This is a genomic window from Atribacteraceae bacterium (assembly GCA_035477455.1).
Lineage (GTDB): Bacteria > Atribacterota > Atribacteria > Atribacterales > Atribacteraceae > DATIKP01.
Genome location: DATIKP010000161.1, coordinates 1 through 20,800 on the forward strand (window position 1 = coordinate 1; position 20,800 = coordinate 20,800).

General features: G+C 50.8%; 20 protein-coding genes. 4 read left to right on the plus strand and 16 right to left on the minus strand.

The annotated features are described in order from the left end of the window. On the plus strand, positions 1-203 hold a 203-nt coding region (locus tag VLH40_09495; GenBank protein ID HSV32236.1), incomplete at its 5' end, for an IS630 family transposase. A gap of 40 nt (positions 204-243) precedes the next feature. On the opposite strand, the gene VLH40_09500 is transcribed toward VLH40_09495, so the two are convergent. From VLH40_09500 to VLH40_09555, 12 genes are all read right to left on the minus strand, one after another. Next, the gene (locus tag VLH40_09500; protein ID HSV32237.1) at positions 244-1,311 is read right to left on the minus strand and encodes an IS630 family transposase; all 1,068 of its coding nucleotides are present in this window, start codon (positions 1,309-1,311) and stop codon (positions 244-246) included. A 154-nt stretch (positions 1,312-1,465) separates the two neighbouring features. Beyond that, positions 1,466-1,858, minus strand: coding sequence for a hypothetical protein (locus VLH40_09505; protein ID HSV32238.1), 393 nt, complete (start codon positions 1,856-1,858; stop codon positions 1,466-1,468). Beyond that, positions 1,855-2,853 (minus strand): AmmeMemoRadiSam system radical SAM enzyme, encoded by a 999-nt coding sequence (amrS, locus tag VLH40_09510; GenBank protein ID HSV32239.1) that lies wholly within the window; start codon positions 2,851-2,853, stop codon positions 1,855-1,857. Before amrS ends, VLH40_09505 begins: the two co-directional genes overlap by 4 nt. Beyond that, positions 2,850-3,410, minus strand: a complete 561-nt coding sequence (gene amrA / locus VLH40_09515; GenBank protein HSV32240.1) for an AmmeMemoRadiSam system protein A — start codon at positions 3,408-3,410, stop codon at positions 2,850-2,852. The genes amrS and amrA overlap by 4 nt, the downstream gene beginning before the upstream one ends. Positions 3,411-3,468: 58 nt before the next feature. Next, positions 3,469-3,900: a hypothetical protein gene (locus tag VLH40_09520; GenBank protein HSV32241.1), complete on the minus strand. Its 432-nt coding sequence runs from the start codon at positions 3,898-3,900 to the stop codon at positions 3,469-3,471. Between the two features lie 107 nt (positions 3,901-4,007). Next, the gene (locus VLH40_09525; GenBank protein HSV32242.1) at positions 4,008-5,771 is read right to left on the minus strand and encodes an NADH-dependent [FeFe] hydrogenase, group A6; all 1,764 of its coding nucleotides are present in this window, start codon (positions 5,769-5,771) and stop codon (positions 4,008-4,010) included. Between the two features lie 43 nt (positions 5,772-5,814). Beyond that, positions 5,815-7,449 (minus strand): NADH-quinone oxidoreductase subunit NuoF, encoded by a 1,635-nt coding sequence (gene nuoF / locus VLH40_09530; protein HSV32243.1) that lies wholly within the window; start codon positions 7,447-7,449, stop codon positions 5,815-5,817. A gap of 150 nt (positions 7,450-7,599) precedes the next feature. Next, entirely contained in the window at positions 7,600-8,076 is a 477-nt protein-coding gene (nuoE, locus tag VLH40_09535) for an NADH-quinone oxidoreductase subunit NuoE (protein HSV32244.1), read from the minus strand. Next, positions 8,076-11,174 (minus strand): NADH-quinone oxidoreductase subunit NuoF, encoded by a 3,099-nt coding sequence (gene nuoF / locus VLH40_09540; GenBank protein ID HSV32245.1) that lies wholly within the window; start codon positions 11,172-11,174, stop codon positions 8,076-8,078. The genes nuoE and nuoF (VLH40_09540) overlap by 1 nt, the downstream gene beginning before the upstream one ends. A 26-nt stretch (positions 11,175-11,200) precedes the next feature. Further along, positions 11,201-11,569, minus strand: coding sequence for a (2Fe-2S) ferredoxin domain-containing protein (locus VLH40_09545; protein ID HSV32246.1), 369 nt, complete (start codon positions 11,567-11,569; stop codon positions 11,201-11,203). Further along, a complete protein-coding gene (locus tag VLH40_09550; protein ID HSV32247.1) occupies positions 11,550-12,131 on the minus strand; it encodes an ATP-binding protein in 582 nt (193 codons plus the stop codon). Before VLH40_09550 ends, VLH40_09545 begins: the two co-directional genes overlap by 20 nt. 4 nt (positions 12,132-12,135) lie before the next feature. Continuing rightward, a complete protein-coding gene (locus tag VLH40_09555; protein HSV32248.1) occupies positions 12,136-12,639 on the minus strand; it encodes an NAD(P)H-dependent oxidoreductase subunit E in 504 nt (167 codons plus the stop codon). Positions 12,640-12,989: 350 nt separating this feature from the next. On the opposite strand from VLH40_09555, the gene VLH40_09560 reads away from it, so the two are divergent. Beyond that, positions 12,990-13,469, plus strand: coding sequence for a hypothetical protein (locus VLH40_09560; protein ID HSV32249.1), 480 nt, complete (start codon positions 12,990-12,992; stop codon positions 13,467-13,469). A gap of 84 nt (positions 13,470-13,553) precedes the next feature. Then, a complete protein-coding gene (gene tkt / locus VLH40_09565; protein ID HSV32250.1) occupies positions 13,554-15,608 on the plus strand; it encodes a transketolase in 2,055 nt (684 codons plus the stop codon). Between the two features lie 94 nt (positions 15,609-15,702). Here the strand turns inward: tkt and VLH40_09570 are convergent, their stop codons facing one another. Next, the gene (locus tag VLH40_09570; protein HSV32251.1) at positions 15,703-17,271 is read right to left on the minus strand and encodes an FGGY-family carbohydrate kinase; all 1,569 of its coding nucleotides are present in this window, start codon (positions 17,269-17,271) and stop codon (positions 15,703-15,705) included. Between the two features lie 106 nt (positions 17,272-17,377). On the opposite strand from VLH40_09570, the gene VLH40_09575 reads away from it, so the two are divergent. Then, positions 17,378-17,839 carry a Mut7-C RNAse domain-containing protein gene (locus VLH40_09575; GenBank protein ID HSV32252.1) on the plus strand — a complete coding sequence of 154 codons (462 nt, stop codon included), beginning with the start codon at positions 17,378-17,380 and terminating at the stop codon, positions 17,837-17,839. A 113-nt stretch (positions 17,840-17,952) separates the two neighbouring features. Here VLH40_09575 and VLH40_09580 read toward each other — a convergent pair whose 3' ends face one another. From VLH40_09580 to VLH40_09590, 3 genes are all read right to left on the minus strand, one after another. Further along, on the minus strand, positions 17,953-19,146 hold the full coding sequence (locus VLH40_09580) for a phosphoglycerate kinase (GenBank protein HSV32253.1): 1,194 nt from the start codon (positions 19,144-19,146) through the stop codon (positions 17,953-17,955). A 61-nt stretch (positions 19,147-19,207) separates the two neighbouring features. Beyond that, positions 19,208-19,639 (minus strand): CBS domain-containing protein, encoded by a 432-nt coding sequence (locus tag VLH40_09585; GenBank protein HSV32254.1) that lies wholly within the window; start codon positions 19,637-19,639, stop codon positions 19,208-19,210. A 424-nt stretch (positions 19,640-20,063) separates the two neighbouring features. Then, positions 20,064-20,800: hypothetical protein (locus tag VLH40_09590; GenBank protein HSV32255.1), on the minus strand; the 737-nt coding region annotated here is incomplete at its 5' end.

Below are 20,800 nucleotides of genomic sequence, written 5' to 3' on the forward strand. Positions count from 1 at the left end.
TTGTGTTCACGCCCAAGCACGGCTCCTGGCTCAACTTGATTGAATCCTTCTTCGGCAAGATGGCCCAGAGCTTCCTGCGGGGAATCCGGGTCACTTCCAAAGCTGAACTGAAAGAACGTATCTTCCGGTATTTCGAAGAACTGAACCGTACGCCCACGATTTATCGCTGGACATACAAGCTGGATACGATCACCAGTGCGTGAGTGGTATTGTGATGTTATTATGGAAACCTTGTACTAGTACTTAATTGCCTAAGTTTACGATAGTATTTCTAAGCTGCCTGCCTTTGACTTCCCTCTTGCGCCATGCAAATGGTCTTGCTGTAGGTCCATATGCAGCAACAAAAGCTTCAATTGCTTTGCGCAATTCTTCAGTGTTCTGAAAACCCGCTCCTCTTAAGGCTTTGCGGGAAAGGATGCTGAACCATATTTCAACCTGATTGAGCCAACTTGCAGATGTCGGTGTAAAATGGAAACTCACATTTGGATGAGCAGTTAACCAAGTATCATTTTTTTTGTGAATGCAGTAATTATCCATGATTACAGGGACCTCTTTATCTGACGGTATTTCAGTCATTACTTTATCCATAAATTCTAAAAAATCAGGCCGTCTTTTTTGTTTCGTTGTCTGTGTATGAACAAATCCGGTTGCCACTTGCAACGCCGCAAAGAGATTCAATGTGCCATGGCGTTTATAGGTGCTTTTATACCCACGTGCTGTCTTTCCATTGTCAGTTTCGATATAACCGGCAGCCCGTTCCAGCGCCTGAATGCCGGGCTTTTCGTCAACGCATAAGACCAAGGCCTTCTCCGGTGGATTTAAATAGAGCCCGACAATATCGGCAGCCTTAGCGGTAAACTCAGGGTCGGTACTTACACACCAGCTTCTTTGGCGTTTTAAGCAAATGCCTTCTTTTCTTAGTATACGCCATACCGCATCCGTTGAGGCGTTTATCTTTTTTGATATTGCAGGCGCATCCCACACCGCCTGACCGGCAGGCGGTGGCAGTTGCAGAGTCGCCAATACTTTCTTGCGACACTCGTCTCCGTATGTCGGCGGCTTTCCGGAACGAGGAAGGTCGTACAATCCGGCAATGCCTAATTCCTGAAAACGCTTCCGCCAATCTATAACGGTATTTGGTCTTATGTTTAAACTGCGCGCTATTTCCACTACAGGCGTGCCGGCAAGGCACCCCAGAATTATCTTCGCACGGCAAACCAATCGTGCTTCCAATGTCCTGCTCTTCGCCCGTTCCTCCAGTAATTTTCTCTCGCCTTCAGTGCATTGCAATTGTTTCGCTTTTCTGGACATAAACCCCTCCGGTCCGGAATTATACTATATACTCTTATTTCTGCAATTAAGCGGTAGATCGACCGTTTCCTGTCCTATCCGACGGGCCGACGGGATAACCTGATCGGCTTCATATAATTCTATTTCTGTTTCCCCGTTGAGTTCAACCAGTATATCAATTTCTTCTGGCGGAGGAACAACGAGAGTATCGGATAACCAGGGAACCAACCTTGATCGAAAAACAACCTGCCGCTTTCTTCTGATGATAGCGAACCAAACGAGTGAATAATTCGAAAGTTTCCCGATCAAGCACCACCGGCTCGTTGGTCCAGCTCAAAAGTGATACCAGGCTAACCGGACTATAACTATCCCAACGCCGATTCAGGTCGGTAGTCAGAGTTTCCCGTTCGGGAAAAAACGACCGGCATCGGTAGGACAGCTCGGTATCAGTCCAAGTATTAAAATCAAGAAAAGCCTGCTTCCCGGGGTGTCGGGAACGGAAAAAAAACGCGGAATGAATGATACCGATAATGACAATACTAAGTAAAACAGTAAAAAGTCTTTTCATTGGTATATTACCGGGATCGGGTGTTCACAGTGAATGCAGCAGTTGTCGCTGATGTTTACCGAACGAACCTGGTAGCCGTATCGTTCGATGACTATTTTCCCGCAGTCCGGGCAACGGGTATGGGCTGATTCGGCATCCGGACAGTTCCCCAGGTAGACATAAGCGAGCTTCCGCCGGGCGATCACATAGGCATTTTGTATTCTATCAAGGGGGGTGGGAAGTTCCGTAGAGCGAAAATGAGGAAAATACCGAGACAGGTGAAGAGGGATACCGGGATCCAGCCTGGCGATCCAGTCTACCAGACGTTCGACTTGGGTTTCGCTGTCATTAAGGCCGGTAACCAGGAGATTGGTCAATTCGAGGTGCACACCGTGGCGATGGGTACAGGTAATGGTGTTGAGAACCGCTTCCAGGGAACCTTTACACTGTTTTCGGTAAAAGTCCTCATCCATGGCCTTAAGGTCGATATTCATCGCATCGATCAAGGGAAGGATTTGCATAAGAGGCTTCTCTTCGACATAACCGTTCGTTACCAGAACATTTTTTAGGTTGCGTTTGCGGACTTCTAAGGCGGTGTCCTGGACAAATTCCCAACAGATGAACGGCTCGTTGTAGGTAAAAGCCACCCCTACCGATGCAACGCGCACCGCTTCCTTAACCACTCGTTCCGGTGAAATCTCCCCCAAGGACAGCGTGTCGGGTGAAACCTGAGAGATTTGCCAGTTTTGGCAAAAAAAACACCTGAGGTTACACCCCACGCTTCCCAAAGAAAGGATGAGACGGCCGGGGAAGAAATGATAAAAGGGTTTTTTTTCAATTGGGTCGACGGCGATCGAAGACAGCCTCCCATAGGTCCGGGCGACCAGTTTTCCATCGCAATTGCTTCTCACCCGACACAACCCGCTATTTCCCTTTGAAATAAGACAATGGTGCGGACATAACTCACACTCTACAGTCACAGAGTCGATTGTTTTCCAAAATGCTGCTTGTTTCACTCTATTCCCCCTTCTCCTTCATCGTCTTCCTGATAGCGATCGACGGTGAACCGCCTGATAGTGACGGGAACGCCACTGGGAATTCCGGCTTTCCGACGGGCGATACTCAATTGTTCTTCCGCCGTATCCACGCCCTCTAGATCAGGCAAGAGTACTCCCCGGAGTCTTTGCCAGCCAACGATCACCCCGAATTTTTTAGGATTAAGAGTACTCAGGTCGGTGACTGTTTCGGATTTCGAAAGGATATCCACCGTAATAGCGACCGCGGACAACTCGCTTTTGCTCAATGGCTGAAAACGACGGTCCTCAGTTGCTGCGGAAACGGCGTTTTGAATAATCTCTTCAATCAGAGATTCACGACAAGGAAAGACCGTGCCAATACAACCCCGTAATTGGCCGTTTCTTTTCAAGCAGACAAAGGCCCCTCCCCGCTCTTTCAAAAAAGGTGGAAGAAGTTCTTTGGCGAGAGTTCCGACTTCCGCCTTTTCAAAATACGATTCAATCGCCCGGCGGGCCACGGCGCATACTTTTTTTGCTATTTCACGTCTTTTTCCCATGTTTTTCTCCTTTTTTCAGTCATATCCCCTCTAATCCGGCAGGTCCCGTTAGAAAAACTCACTCCTGACTCACTGATTCCCTGGATAAACGAGAACGCTCCGCTTCCAGAAAACGGTGGCCGATCACAACCGCCTGAAAGTCATCGAAAGGGATATTGGGAAACAGGAATGACAGGGGAAGAATCTTTTTCAATCCCCGAGGGGGGTATTCTCGAAAAAAGAGGGTTCTGGCTTCTTGAGAGCTGTTCCTCTCATCGACCAGGGTGTAGGGAATGTGTAAGTGGCGTAACGCCTTGATAATCTTTTCCCGGCCGGTGCTGTTCCCCACCGCTGCATGGAGACGAGGGTTACGTTGGGAAATCTCCACGAGATGGCTGGTGAAATCCTTCTCCCGAGAAATCGTGCGAAAAACCGTGTGGCCTTGGGAGTCAACCAACGCCAGTCCGATTTTTTCCCGGCCGGGATCGATAGCCAATATGAGTGTATCCATAGCGGTATTGTACACCGTTATGAGGGATCCCTTCAAATGGTCAGTGTTAAATCGAAAAAGCAGGGGGCGGCCATCGGTCTCTTGCTTTTTCGGCAGGTGGTCTATCGCTACATTTTTTCCCGACAGGTGTAGTGGGTATGCAGGAGATGATGAGCTTTTTCGCCGTTGGGTTCTCCCAGGAATTCATCGTAGAGGGTCTTGATGGCCGGGTTTTCATGGGATTTTCGTATGGCGAGACCCCGATCGACGTTATAAATAGCCTCAATTCGCTTCATCCGGATAGCGAGGTTGGTGGGAATCGGTTGCCCGCCGCCGCCGATACAACCGCCGGGACAGGCCATCACTTCGATAAAGTGATATTCCACTTCACCTGACCGGACGAGATCCATAAGCTTTCGGGCGTTACCGAGCCCATGGGCAACGGCAACCCGGACCAGAGTCCCCTTCATATCCACAAGTGCTTCCTTGACGCCTTCCATTCCCCGGACATCCATGAAGTCCAGCTTGGGGAGCGCATCACCGGTGAGCAATTCGTACACTGACCGGAGCGCCGCCTCCATCACTCCGCCAGTTGCACCGAACACCGCAGCAGCCCCACTGGAGATACCCAGCGGATCATCGAAATTTTCTTCAGGCATTTCCCGGAGGTCGATCCCCTTTTCCCGGAGCATCCGGGCGGCTTCCCGGGTGGTCAAGGTATAATTCACGTCCTGGTAGCCGGAGGCTTGCATCTCGTCCCGCTGGCATTCGTATTTCTTTGCCGTACAGGGCATGATGGAGGTCACGACAATATCTTTGGCTTCTACCCCGATCTTTTGGGCATAATAGGTTTTGGCCAGGGCTCCGAACATTTGTTGAGGGGACTTGCAAGTAGAGACGTTTTCGACCAAATCCGGATAAAAGTGTTCCATAAACTTGATCCAACCGGGGCTACAGGAGGTGATCAAGGGGAGTTTTCCGCCGGTTTTCAAGCGGGAGATGAATTCAGTCCCTTCTTCGATGATGGTTAAATCGGCAGCAAAGTTAGTGTCGAAAACTTTGTCGAAACCAAGTCGCCGGAATCCGGCGACCATCTTACCGGTGGATATGCTTCCGGGAGGAATCCCGAAGGGCTCGCCGATGCTTACCCGGATGGCTGGAGCGGTTTGCAGGATTACGATCTTTTCCGGGTCATCGATCGCTTCCCAGACCCGTTCCACATGTTCCACCTCGGTCAGGGCGCCGGTAGGGCAAGCGTGGATGCATTGTCCGCAGTTGATGCAGACACTCTCACCCAGGGGCAAGCCCAACGAGGGACTTACGTAAGACTCGAACCCCCGGTTGGCGAAATCGATGGCAAAGACGGTTTGAATTTCTGAACAGGTCCGGATACAGCGTCCGCAAAGAATACACCGGTTCAGGTCCCGCTTGACCGAAGGGCTGGAAAGGTCCACGTCGTGGTGTAATTTTTCGCCCTGAAAACGGATTTCCCGGGTCCCAAACACATAGGCCAGAGTCTGCAGTTCACAAGCCTGGTTCCGGTCACAAAGCTGGCAGTCAAGAGGGTGGTTGGACAAAAGTAGTTCCAAATTTGCTCGGCGGGCTTCCCGAACCTCCTTTGAAGTCGTCAACACTTCCATACCCGACCGGACCGGGGTCACACAGGAAGCGGCGAGATTCGGCTGTCCCTTGACTTCCACCACGCAGATACGGCAACCGCCATAGGGACTCAAGCCTTCCATGTAACACAGGGTGGGGATATGTATTTCCTTCATCCGGCACGCCTCGAGAATCGTGACCTCCTCCGGAACCTGGACTTCTTCTCCATCCAATATGATCGTGACCAGCTTTTGGATTTTGTCCTGATGAATATCAACGGCAACTTGAGCCATTCTCTTCACTCCTTTTCATGTGTTTATAAAGCATCGTGTAGGTTTAAGCCAAGGTTTTCTTTCCTGGTTTCATACTGCAAGTCCGGCATTCGCAGATTCGCTGGTTGATATGGATTTCAAACTCCTCACGGAAATAGTCGAGACACTTAAGAAGCGGGTTAGGAGCAGCTTGGCCTAACCCACAGAAAGAAGTTTTTTTCATGTTTTCACCGAGCCGGCGAAGTTGGATGAGGTCGTTTGATTTTCCCTTTCCAATTTGGGCTCGGCCCAGGATTTCCACGATGCGCTTGTTCCCAATCCGGCAGGGTGTGCATTTCCCACAGGACTCATGGAGGAAGAACTCACAGAAATTCTTGACCAGATCGACGATACAGTGGGAATCGTCGATAACCGTCAAGGCTCCGGATCCGAGCGCGGAATTGTATTTAGGCAGGGTGTCGAAGGCCATTGGGACATCGAGCATATCCGGGGTCATGGTCCCCCCGGTTGGGCCGCCGGTCTGAACAACCTTGAGTCCCTTCCCGTTGCGGATACCGCCTCCTACTTCATAGATCAACTCCCGCAGCGTGGTCCCCATCGGAACTTCGATTAACCCTAAGGCATTTACGTTGCCGGTCAGAGTGAAGACTTTGGTCCCCGGGCAGGTCGGCGTACCGATATTTTTGAACCACTCCGGACCGTTGAGTACGATGGGCGGAATGTTAGCCAGCGTTTCCACGTTGTTGATCGCGGTAGGTTTCCCCCAAAGCCCTTTTTGCGGTGGATACGGCGGCTTGATCCGCGGCTCGCCCCGCTTGCCCTCGATCGACTCGAGAAGCGAGGTTTCTTCACCACAGATATAGGCACCGGCCCCCTTGCGGATTTTCAATTGAAAGGAAAAACCACTTCCGAGAATGGATCCACCCAGCAAACCATACTCATTGGCCTGCCCGATCGCCGTTTCCAACGCCGTGATGCTTTGCGGGTATTCGGCCCGTATATATATAAAACCTTCCCCGGCTCCTACGGCATAGGCAGAAATGGCCATGGCCTCGATGATCGAATGGGGATCTCCTTCCAGAATCAACCGGTCCTTGAAGGTTCCGGGTTCCCCTTCGTCGGCGTTACAGACCACATACTTTTCGTCACCAGTCGCCTGGGCGGTGAATTCGAGCTTCAAACCGGCGGGAAATCCGGCTCCGCCCCGGCCCTGGAGACCAGACTTCTTGATACGATCGATGATTTCCTGTGGGGAAAGCGTGAGGGCCTTGGCCAAGGCCTGGTAACCATCCCGGGCAATCGAATCGTCGATGTTTTCGGGATCAATCAATCCTGAATTACGTAAAACAACCCGTTTTTCCTTGGACAACAGGAAAGGTTGTCTAAAGCCAGCCAGTCCCCAATCGACCCTGACCTCCGGATGGATAAGCGAGGTGACCGGTCTACCCTTAAGTAGGTGCTCTTCCACAATCCACTTCACATCATCTATGCTGACTGGGGCATAAATTACGTTTTCCGGGTACACGACAACGAACGGCGAAGGCACTTTTGCCCCATATGGTCCGGTTTCTAAAACCTTGACTTCCTGCGACAGACCAGCCAGAACGATTTCCCTCGAAAGTCGCTCTCTTATTTGGGCCGCTCCCAGCAGAATGGAGTTGCTGGTCATTTCCACAAGGACGTGTGCACGATAAAACATATCATACCCCCCAACCCGGCGGGACCGGGAATTTTCAATGTAATCTCGGGTTGCCTTTTTGCCGTTGGGCCACTCCAAAAGAACTCATCATCCGTTTACGGACCATTTCCCATATGGTGGGTGGCTCGGAACCGCAATGTTTTGTATCCGTTATGCAAATTGCGAGAGCACTTCCCGAATCCGTTCTTCACAGAGATTTCCATAGGTTGCGTTGTTGATCATCATGGCCGGGGAGACGCCGCACACACCCAGACAACTGGTCGCTTGCAAAGTGAACTTGCCATCTTTACTGGTTTCTCCGACTTGGATTCCCAATTCCCGGACCAGGGTCTCAAGCACGTTCGTTGCTCCCAGAACGTGACAGGGGGCGCTTTTACATACCCGGACAACGTATTTTCCCACTGGCTTGGTCTCAAAAAACGAATAAAAGGTTGCCACCCCCCAAATCCGGGCGGCAGGAATATCCAGTTTTTGAGCCACATACCCCATGACATCCCGGGGAAGGTAACCCCACTTGAGGGAAATATCCTGCAAAATCGCCAGAAGAGGCGTTTTTTCATCGGTGTATTTCCGGATAATTTCATCGACCTCCTGGTAGACAATGGGTTCAATCTTGACTGGATTCATCAAACGCTATCCTCCTCGTCGAATTCACCAGCTGCAACCTTCTGTCGTTCCTTTATCATCCGTTCCAGGTCGCAGCGCAGACAACGTTCCGCCTCTCGGCGGGCCTGCTCTTCATTCAAGCAGAGTCTTACCTCGGCAAAACTGCAAATTCGCTCCCGAACCGGCAGTTCGGGAGCGACGATCCGGGCGATTTCTTCAACGGCCAGCGTTTCTTCTTCCAGCATTTTCACCGGCTTCGGACCGAGATAAAGCCTCGTCTCCTCCTCATCCCCCTTCAAATGTTGGTGAATGCTATAGGCCGCTTTTTTCCCAGCAGCCATAGCCTGGACAACCGTCGCTTCAGAACCGGTCATATCGCCGCCGGCAAAGACTCCAGGAATTGAAGTCAACAATGTGTAGCGGTCGACAATGACGCTGCCCCGGTGATCGACGGCCAAAGAAGAACCGAAGGTTTCGACGTTAGGAACCTGACCTACTGCGGGAACGACCATGTCGCATTCGAGGAAGGTTTCTGCTCCAGCAATCGGCTGCGGTCTTCGGCGCCCACTCCGGTCGAACTCACCGAGTCGCATGCGCTGAAGACGCACACCCCGGACCCGGCCGTTTTCATCACCCACCACCTCTAAAGGACTGGTCAGGAAGTGGAACAGGATTCCCTCTTCTTCGGCATCAGTAATTTCCTCTTCGATAGCAGGCATTTCCGAACGGGTTCGCCGATATATCACACTGACTTCCTGGCTCCCCATCCGTAAAAGGGTGCGAGCGGCATCCATCGCAGCGTTGCCGCCACCGACGACTACGACCTTTCGTGGAACCTCGATGATTTCTCCAAAATTGATTTTTTTCAGTATTTCTAGGCCCGGATAGACCCCTGGCAGATTTTCGCCAGGAATACCCAAGGGGGAATTTTTCCAGGCGCCAATTCCCAGGAACACTGCATCATACTTTTCCCTGAGTTCTTCCAAGGTGATGTCGCGGCCCAGTACAGTATTTATCTGAAATTTGACACCCATGGCCCGGATTTGACTGATATCGTATTGGAGGGCTTCCCGGGGAAGCCGGTAGGCGGGAATCCCGCCTACCAACATACCACCGGCCACGGGAAATTCGTCGTACACGGTGATTTCATACCCTTTCCGAGCCAAGTAGTAAGCACAGGTCAAACCGGCTGGACCAGCACCGACTACCGCAATGGAGGCGTCCCGGCGTCCCTCGGTAACGACGGGAAGGGTCAGGTGGTTTCTTCGGGCATAATCAGCCACAAAACGCTTCAAATCATCGATCGCCGCTGCTTCATCGATCTGGTTTCGGCGGCATTTTGCCTCACAGGGGCGGTGACACACTCGTCCGCAGACAGAAGGGAGAGGGTTGTCCTCCCGGATGATCGAGAGCGCTTCTGGATAGTCGCCTTCTTTAATGCTGGAAATATATCCGGGGATGTCGATCCCCAAGGGACAGGCGTGCTGACAGGGAGAGACAAAAAGTGGCCGACAAACCACTGCCGGACAGCGCCCTTCCCGAATGTGCGATTCGTACTCGTCCCGGAAATAGCGCAGAGTACTGAGGACTGGGTTGGGTGCGGTTTGTCCCAGACCACATAAAGCGGTGACTTTGATCGTATGGGCCAAGTCTTCCAAGATTTCGATATCCCTTTCCTGGCCCTCCCCTCGGGTGATCCGCTCCAGGATTTCAAGCATCCGCTTGGTTCCCACCCGGCAAGGGGTACATTTCCCACAGGACTCATCCTGAACGAATTCCAGGAAATAGCGCGCGAGGTCAACCATGCAGGTATCCTCATCCATGACGATCAGACCGCCTGAACCCATAATCGCGCCTAATTCTTTCAAAGAGTCGTAATCGATTTTCACATTCAGATGTTCGACCGGGATACAACCTCCCGATGGGCCACCGATCTGAACCGCTTTGAGTTTCTTTCCATTCCTTACTCCGCCGCCCAAGTCATAGACGATTTCACCAAGTGAAATTCCCATGGGGATTTCCACGAGGCCAGTGTTAGTGATATCCCCGGCCAGAGCGAATACCTTAGTTCCCCTGCTCTCTGCGGTTCCATAAGCAGCAAACCACTCAGCGCCCTTCAGGATGATCGGAGAGATATTGGCCCAGGTTTCCACGTTGTTTATCAGAGTCGGTTTGTCCCACAAACCGCTTTGGGCGGGAAAGGGCGGTTTGGGACGGGGCATGCCCCGCTTGCCTTCCACCGAGGCGATCAGAGCGGTTTCTTCACCGCAAACGAAGGCACCGGCTCCAATTCGAATTTCGATATCGAAATCGAATCCGGTATTCATGATGTTTTTCCCTAAGAGGCCGTACTCCCTGGCCTGAGTAATGGCATGATTCAAACGGTTAACAGCCAGCGGGTATTCGGCTCTGATATAGACATATCCTTCCGTTGCCCCGACGGCATACCCGGCAATGGCCATAGCCTCGAGCACCGAATGCGGGTCTCCCTCGAGAATCGAACGGTCCATAAACGCTCCGGGATCCCCTTCGTCGGCGTTACAGATAATGTATTTTGGGGTATCCAGGCTTTTTTGGGTAAACTCCCATTTCAGTCCGGTCAGGAATCCGCCGCCGCCCCGTCCCCGCAAGCCAGACCGCTTCACCTCATCAATGACTGCATGCGGAGTCATCTCCGAAAGGACTTTGGCCAATGCCGCGTAAGCATCCCGAGCGATGGCTTCCTCAAGATTCATCGGATTGATAAATCCACTGTTACGCAAAGTGATTTTTACCTGCTTTTTAAAAAAATCGATTTCCCTGAAAAACTTTTGCTTCTCCTCTTCCGGGGCTTGGTAGAGAAGCCGTTCAACCACCCGGCCCTTGAGAAGGTGTTCCTCCACGATTTGCGGTGAGTCTTCGGGGGTCAATTTCTGGTAGAAGACCCCTTCCGGATAAATGACGGCAAGCGGTCCCAGATTACAAGGCCCTACACAGCCGGTTTCCACCAACCGTACTTCGTTTTCCAGTCCGTTTTTTTGTATTTCTCTCAGCAGGGACTCCTTGATAGCCAGAGCACCGGATGAGATGCACGCCGCTCCGGCGCAAAGGAGTATCTGACACCGTTCCATATCAGCCATGTCCAAATCCCTCCGGATTCTGAGTGCTATCGTTCAACATGAACAACCCATTCACCCTGAATCTGGCCGTTGACCAGATGGGTGGCGACAATCTGCCGGGCTTTTTCCGGGTTTAAATCACCATAAAATACTTTTTCGCTTCCCTTCTCCACGCTGGCCAGCGGTTCGCGATCACATAAACCAACACACCCCGCCTGGGAAACGGCGACATTCCCCAACCCCCGCTTGGAGATTTCGTCAAGGATAGCGGCCATGACCTGGCGAGCCCCAGAAGCAATTCCACAGGTACCCATACAGACCACTACCTTGTATTCCGCATGGCCTTCCCGAACAGCGATTCGTTTTTGCGCTTCTTCTTTGATTTTTTTCAGATCTTCAAGGCTTCGAATCTTCATGTATGTTCGACACTCCTCCCCACAGATTGCTCTCGTGAAATTGAATCCAGTCGCGGATGGCCGGCAACACTCTCGGGATCTCACCCGGATGGCGTAATCCAATCTCTCTGAGAAGCTCGCGGCTACTAAAGGACCAGACACAACCATCCTTTTCGTGCTCGTAAACAAAATTGATCTCTGGGTGCGAACCGAACAAGACAACCAGGGTATCGGCAATGTTTCCATAAGGCGGAAGATCGATATGACTGCGGAGGAAAGAAGCTCGCAGCGATGTCCCGCCGTTTTTCCGGGAAACGATATCCAGCTTGCCTCCGCACTGTTCGGCTAGTTGTTCAAGGAGAGGAATTCCCATGCCGATCTTTTTTTTCTTGTTTTGTCCGGTGAAAAACGGATCGCGTGCTGCATGGAGCGTTTCTTCATCCATACCCGCCCCATCGTCTTGAATGATGATTTCCAGGAGATCAAGAGCGCTGTCCTCCCGAACAGTGATTCGGATGGTTCTTGCCTGTGCCCTGACTGAATTTTCGGCAATATCCAAGATATGAAGAGCCAGTTCTTTCATCGGTTCACTGGTAGCTTTTAACTATCTCAGTGATCCGGGCGGGATTGACGCGCTTGTGTACATCGTTGTCGACCGTCACCACCGGGGCAAGCCCGCAGGCTCCGGCACAACGCATGACTTCCATAGAGTACAACCCGTCTTCGGTGATCTCTCCGACATCGATTCCCAGATCTCGCTGTAGACGGTTGAGGATTTCCTGACCACCTCGTACATAGCAGGCGGTCCCAAGGCAAATTTGCACTACATGCTTTCCCCGTGGTCTCATGGAAAAGAAATGATAAAAGGTAACCACACCGTACACTTCGCTCAGCGGGATATCCAGGACACGGGAGATCAGTTTCAGGATCGAAGGGGGCAGATAGCCGATCATATTTTGAGCCGCATGGAGAGCCTGGATAAGCATACCCCGTTTCCCTTTGTAGTCCTGAAGTAGAAGCCTGAGAGAGTCCATTTGCTCATCATTTATGCTTGTTGTTGAAGTTTGTTCCTTGGAATCTAATTCGGCCACGCTTCTTCCTCCCTTTTTGAGATTTCATTGCAACGGTTATAACTTATTTACAACAAACTATTCCAACCGGTTTCAGAGCTTGGTTCTTTCCAGTATAACTCAATTCATTGTAATTTACTAAAATAATCAGAGCAACGCAGGAAAGGATAATCTATTCCACCAGGCATTCTACGGTTAACCGGGAACCCTGCGGTCAAAGGGTTTCTGTGAGATTCGTCATTTGAATGAAGACGCCTCCTGCGCCCGACAGAGAAAGAATGAGCGAAGCGCTTTACAGAATGGTATTCTCCCAGTAGGATAAAGCGTGAAGTACATAGCAAATCAATTTATCTGCCGGGAGGAGAGTCAAAATGAAAAAATATGGTGTGTGGCTGGTTGTCTCTATATTTATCACCCTCTTCATTGTGGGGTGTACCCCCCACAATGAAAGAGTGGCCCATCTACGGATCAACGGGACCTTGGACTCGCTCGAGGATGCGGCTCTCCGGCAGAGTCCCGAAGAGATCCTTGGACACTATAGTTTTCCATATACCTATGAAATTAATAACCAGATTCTGGTTTATTCCCGCGAAGAATACCTCGCACAGATTTCCGAACACCTAGAAATAGTGGAGATAGCTTTTTTCCGTTTGGAAGACCGCCACCTAACTCTTTTTGATGGGGATACCGCCCAAGTGGAAACTATTCACCGTATCGCGGAGATCGAAGAAGGGATCCGTTACACCATGACTATCAAGGCTATTTTAACCATGGAGCGCACCGGGGGGGTATGGACAATCAGCCGCTATGCCATCGTAGACTTACTGGAGTTTACCGCCGAGCCGGCGTAATAACAGAGAGCCGGCTCTTGAGCTTCCACTGTTTTTTTTGGCAAATCCAACGTAACCGAATCGTTTCTATTGGGAGGTGGATTCTTGAACACGAAAATTGATGAATTATGCGTGACAGCTCTCAGAATGTTGGCACTGGATACAGTCCAGAAGGCTAAATCAGGCCATCCCGGGATGCCCCTGGGCGCTGCGCCGATGGCTTACGTTCTCTTTCGGGACCATCTCAAGTATAACCCCCGCCACCCCCGTTGGTTTGATCGTGACCATTTCATCCTCTCAGCCGGGCATGGTTCAGCTCTTCTCTATAGCCTGCTCCATTTATCCGGCTATGAAAAAATGACGCTGGACCAACTCAAAAACTTCCGGCAATGGGGAAGCGCCACACCGGGTCATCCGGAACACGATATAGATTTCGGTATCGAAACGACAACCGGTCCACTCGGCCAAGGTTTCGTCACCGGTGTGGGAATGGCTATTGCTGAAGCGCATTTGGCCGCCCGATTCAACCGGACTGATTACCGGATGATCGATCACCATACTTATGCTATCGTCAGCGACGGCGATCTCATGGAGGGAGTGACCGCCGAAGCGGCTTCTCTGGCCGGACATCTCCGCCTGGGAAAGCTGGTTTATCTCTTCGATAACAACTCGATCAGCCTTGCCGGAGAGACGGCTTTGTGTTTTACCGAAGACATCGGCAAGCGTTTCAATGCCTATGGATGGCAAGTGATCAGAGTTGAGGCTGGAAACGATCTGAATTTGATCAGTCGGGCCATTACTGAAGCCCGAGAAGAACTGAATCGGCCTTCCTTGATCATGGTTACGACCCATATCGGGTTCGGAAGTCCCAAACAGGATACCTTTGATGTTCACGGTTCACCTCTGAAAAGCGAAGAAGTTCTGGAGACAAAGCGTTTTTTCGGTTGGCCTGATGACCGGGATTTTTTCATTCCTGATGAAGTGCCCGCTCACTTTCAACAAAGCGGGGAGAAGGGAGCTGTTGAAGAGGCGCGATGGAAACGGATGCTCGAACGTTATACTTCCGCCTATCCGGCGGAAGGCAAGGAATTACAGGGATTGATCGAAAACCGCCTGCCCGAGGGTTGGGAAAAAGATTTACCGGTTTTCCCAGCCGACCCGAAGGGGATGGCGACTCGCAAAGCCGGCGGGTTAGTCATGAACGCACTCGCGCAACGGATCAGTGCCCTGATGGGAGGATCAGCCGATCTTGACCCTTCGACCAATACTGTTTTAAAGGATCAGGGCAGTTTCCAGGCGCCGGGGCAATGCCACGCAAATATGCAGGGCGTGGTTTCCGGACCGCTGAACTATGCAGGACGCAATATTGCCTTTGGAGTCAGAGAACACGCAATGGGGGGCATCCTTAACGGAATAGCCACGCATGGTGGCCTAATCCCTTTCGGGGCCACCTTCTTCGTCTTTTCGGACTACATGAAACCGTCTATCCGCTTGGCCGCCCTATCCGGCTGTCACGTCGTTTACATTTTTACCCACGATTCAGTAGGTCTGGGCGAAGACGGACCCACTCATCAGCCAATCGAGCATTTGGCCGCTTTCCGGTCGGTGCCGAATCTTCTCGTGATTCGACCGGCCGATGCCAACGAAGCCGCAGAGGCCTGGCGGACGGCCCTGAAGCACCAGAATGGTCCGGTAGCAATTATCCTTTCCCGGCAGGATCTTCCAATCCTGGACCGCAGCCGGTTTGCCCCTGCCCAAGGCCTCCAGAAAGGCGCCTATATACTTACCGAGTCGAGCCCGAAAACTCCCGATATCATCCTGGTGGCGACCGGCTCGGAAGTTCATCCGACCCTCGAAGCCTTTGAAAAACTCTCTTCTGAGGGATTTTCCGTACGGCTGGTCAATATGCCCAGCTGGGAACTCTTCGAAGCGCAATCCATCGAATACCGCGACTCGGTCCTCCCTCCCGGACCGATACCCAAGCTGGCCGTCGAGGCCGGTGCAAGCTTAGGCTGGCACAAATACATCGGAGAGAGGGGTGATGTGGTCGCAATCGACCGGTTTGGGGCATCTGCTCCCGGCTCAACGGTCTTGTCCCAGTTCGGGTTTACCGTTGATCAACTGGTTATCCGGGCAAAAATCCTGATGAATAAGGAATAATCCCATCAAAAAACCCCGTCGGACGGTGTCCGACGGGGTTTTTTGATGGGAACAAAGGCAGCCGAAAGAATCAAAGCCTACCTCTTTGAGTCCTTTAAAAACCTCTTCCTGCCCCGTGTCCCAATTCACTCGATACTTCATGCATGAGTTCTTTTAAAGCAAAGTAACTGCGGATATATTTGTCATAAAAAAAACGGTACAATTCATGGTTTGCTTTATTTGGATATACCTGGCCGGAAATCTGGACCATCCTAAGGGTCGCATCCGGGATTGTATCGTAAAACCCGCTGCCAACCGCCGCATAAATAGCGGTTCCCAGCGTACTTGCTTCTTCGACGGTGGTCAAGTTAATGGGAATATTGGTCACATCAGCATGGATTTGGAGCCACAGCTTACTGCGTGCGCCGCCACCTGAGGCATACATCTCCTGCACTTCGAAACCATCTTTAGCCAATGTTTTCAGGATATGGAACGTACCGTAAGCCGTTCCTTCGTAGATAGCCCGGAGGATGTGTGCTTTTGTATGGCTGAGGGACAGGCCCCAAAAAGAACCCCTGGCCAAAGGGTCCTGGTAGGGACTGCGGTTCCCCTGGAAGTGATCGAGGAGAATCAGGCCATCCGCTCCCGGAGATACCTGAGCGGCAACCTTGTCCAGAATATCGAAAAGGCTTTCTCCAATTTCGTATGACTCTCGGCATTCCTGTGCCGCAAAATTGTCTCCAAACCACTTAATCAAGGATCCGGTTGAACTTTGTCCTCCTTCGAGAATCCACAGGCCCGGAAGAACGGCATTATAATAAGGACCCCAGATGCCCGGACTGAATATCGGTTGACTAGATAAAGCCATATGACAGGTGGATGAACCGATGACCAAGGCCAGGCGCTGGGGATGAACGACATCTAGGCCAACCATGGCCGCATAAGCATCGATTCCCCCCTGGATCACCGGAATTCCTGGAATTAGGCCCAGTTCATACGCCGAGCGCTTGGTCAGTTCGCCAACCTTCTGTCCGACCGGCACCAGTTCCCGGGGCCACTTACTCAGCACCTCTTCAAAATTCAGATCCCGCAACAACAAATCCGGCCAACCTCCTTCAGTGAGGCAGTAATTCCATTTACAAATGGCATTGTTGAGCGAGGTCACCCATCGGTCGGTGAGCTTGAACACCACCCAGTTCTGGCACTCAACCAGATAGTCTGAATTCGCGAAAACGTCAGGAACGTTCTCTTTGAGCCAAAGAGCCTTAGGGATCATCCATTCCGGGGATTCATTCCCACCGGCGTATTTAAGGATATGGTTCTGGGTGGCGTTGATCCGTTCCGCTTGCTCGTATGCCCGGACATCCATCCACAGGATGGCCCGATACTTGGGATTGCCAAAGCGGTCAACAGGCAACACTGTACAGGAACTGGCGCTGATACTGAGGGCGGCGATATCCTCCGGTTTGATCTCTCCTTCGAACACACAACGACGTACCGTATCCTGTGCTGCCTTCCACCAATCAGCCGGATCCTGCTCCGCCCAGCCCGGACGAGGGTGATATTCGGGATAAGAATAAAAAGACAAGGCAACGATGTTTCCCCTCATATCGAAAATACCGCTTCTTAGGCCCTGAGTACCGACGTCGATCCCAAGAAAATAAGGTGGTTTTGACTCCGGCATTCCTATCCTCCCACTGTCACTGAATACATTTTATTCCTTTTCCCAATGTCGTAAATGAACCATACTTTAAGTACAACTCACTCCCCGCTTAGGTTAAAATGGAAGCATGGAAGATAGCAGAAAGTTTCTTACGGACTGCATGTTGGGGCGCTTGGCCCGTTGTCTCAGAATCCTTGGTTATGATACGGCATATGCCGGACATCTGAATGACTCCCGCATCCTCGCCTGGGCCCGCTATGAAGGCCGGATTCTCTTGACCCGTGACCATCTATTGGCAAAAAGAGCCGGTGCCTTGGCTATCCTGGTAGAAGAGGAAAAGATCAATAAGCAACTTTCCGAAATCGATAAGAAGACAGGCCTTACAAAGCGTGCCTGGTTTTCTCGATGCCCGGTTTGTAACCAGGCTTTGGAACTTACAACCTCCGCCGACAGTCGGCCGTATATTCCTCTCTACGTCTACCGGGGTTTTTCCGAAGTTAAAAGATGTCCCTCATGCCAGCGTATCTTTTGGAAGGGTACCCACTGGGTACGGTTCAGGAACAGTTTACTAACACTTCTCGATACGTGAACGATCTGGATGCGCCATAATGTCCAGTAAAGCCGGCACCGGTCAGTTTTCTATAATACCGGAAGCTGGGTGAGCTATACTCACCCAGCGCTATCTCAATCCGGCAAGTTATTTTATTTGTTCAACAAGGCTTCCACGCCGGGCAATACCCGTCCTTCGACAAACTCAAGCGAAGCGCCGCCGCCGGTTGAAATATGGGTAATTTTCTCCTCGACTCCAGCCTTCTTGATTGCAGCGATCGTATCTCCTCCTCCGATAACGGTATCAGCGGAAGATAAGGCAATAATCCTGGCTATCGCTGTTGTGCCTTTGGAAAAGGTTTCGACTTCGAATAAACCCAGCGGCCCATTCCAAAATATTGTTCCGGCCTTTGCGATTTCCTTCTCAAAAAGAGCCAGGGTTTCCGGCCCAATATCGAACCCTCCTTTATCTGAAGGCATCTGGTTCCAGGCAACCAGAGAGGCGGGAGAATCTTCCTTGCCCTCAGGAGCGACTAAAAAATCGACCGGGAGCAAAAAAACGACATTCTTTTCCTGGGCCAACTCGATAATTACCTTTGCTTCATCAACCATCGATTCTTCAAGAAGGGAAGTCCCCACTTCATAGCCCTGGGCCTTGATGAAAGTATAGGACATTCCTCCGCCAATCAAAAGACCATCGACTTTTTCCAGGAGTTTACGGATCACTCCGATCTTGCTGGATACTTTCGCTCCGCCCAGAATCGCCAGGAAGGGACGGCGGGGATTATTTAATTTGTCCCCCAGACCCTTCAGTTCTTTTTCCATTAAGAAGCCGGCATAGGCTGGAAGATACTTCGCCACCCCGGTCGTTGATGCATGAGCCCGGTGTGCGGTACCAAAAGCGTCGTTCACGAACAGATCGGCCAACGAAGCCAGCTTTTTGGAGAAGTTTTCGTCATTGGCTTCTTCTTCGGCATAAAACCTGATGTTTTCCAGAAGGAGGACGTCGCCGTCAGCCAATTCCTTGATCATCGCCTCTACTGATGGACCGATGCAATCAGCGGCCTTGCGGACATTTTTGTTCAGCATTTCACCGAGTCGGCTGGCTACCGGAGCAAGTCGCAGATCGTCTTTCGGTTTCCCTTTTGGTCGTCCCAAGTGAGTTACCAGGATAAGCCTGGCTCCACGGTCGAGCAGATAACAAATCGTCGGAAGACTTTTTACGATCCTGGTGTCATCGGTGATCCGTCTCGCATCGTCAAGAGGGACATTAAAATCCACTCTCATGAGTATTCGCTTTCCGGTAATTTCCTGTTCAGATAAATCACGAATCGTTTTTTTGTCCATCCTCTCGCCTCCCATCATATAATATAAAAGATATACGCATTATCCGGTTACAGCAGGCGGGTCAACTCTTGAGCACCGCTTCAAAAAAACGAGCCTTGCCCAAGATACCAACGACTCTTTTATCCTTCATAACCGGTATGAGTTCTTGGTTTGTCGTCAAAAAAAGATCCAAGAGATCATATTCATCCTGAACGGTGGTCAGAGATACGAAGTCTTCGGTCATATAGTCCGATATTTCCTGATCACCGATTTCCCTAATCTTTTTTATAAGGAGTTTTGGAAAATTCCTTTTCGATGAACTTTTCGCATTGATATCAGAGACCAGTTTCTGAAAAAATTCATTAAGGGAAAAATACCCAATCAAGTTTTGCTCAAGATCGAGGACACACGCTCCCTCGAGCTTTCGCCGACTGAGAAACTCAGCGACTTCCTGGACTGAATCAAAGTCATTGACAACGGGAATTTCGGTCAACATTAATTCTTCGACAGTCAATACAAGTCCTCCTTTATAAATACAGGCGGTAGCAGCTTAAGCTATTTAGGCTATTAAAAAGGAGCAATGCGGTCTTTGTTTTGGTGTTTGACCTACCGCCTAATAGCCTGTTTTTCTTTCTCCTATATAAATGAAACTGTGAAGGTGATCAGTGATGGGCAACGGGTAAAAATCATAACGTATTTCGTCCCATCCTCAAATCTTATGTTCATTGCCGTCGGGCACCAACAGGTCAACTCATGTTTACGTTTATAGAAGAACGACACAAGATACAAGAATGAAGGAGGAGAAGGGCTCCTCATCCATCACTGGGCCAGGATCCTAGATGGGGTGGCTCTATCCAGTATTCTATCACGTTCTGTATGGTGAATAAACGTGGAACAGGATAGTTCGCTTGCCAATTCCTGACGAAAGGAACCACTTCTCAATCAATCAATTCTTGAATCACCTGATTGGCAACCAGGATCCCTTTTCGGGTCAGAAATATCATTGATCCAGCGATGTTGATGAACCCGCCAGACTGGAGATTTTCAGCCTTCCTCCAAAGAATTGATGGATCTCCGGCTGTTGACTCTAAAATCAGATTGAGATCGGCCCCCCGGTTGGTTCGTAGAGCCAGGAAAAAGGTTTCCCGGGCGCCTTGTTCCGGCATAAGCCTTTCTCTGAAAACGGCGGGATTGAGATTGTTTTCAATCATTGCCAGATAATGGCAAAAGTGCTTTGCATTGCGTTCCCGAACCCCGTCTAAAAATGACCAGGCTCCCAACCCCAAACCCAGGGTATTGTCGTTCCGCCAATAGGCCAGATTATGGCGTGCCTCATGTCCTGGGAACGCAAAATTCGAAATTTCGTAATGGATATAGCCAGCATCGGACAAGCGGTCCATCGTCCACTGGAACATAAGCGCTTCCCTTTCCGGATCGGGAAAAACAGCCGGATGAGAACGGGAAAAACGGGCTATGGGTACCATCGGATGCAGGGTAAGATTGTAAATAGAAAGATGAGCCGGGTGAAATTCAAGGGCTTCTTCCAGATCTTTTTGCCATTCTAAAAGACTCTGGAAGGGAAGTCCGTAAATCAGATCAACATTGAAGGCTATGCGAGGGGAGCGTTGGGTAAGGTGCTTGAGGATTTCCCGGTTTTCGTCAGCAGTTTGTGAAC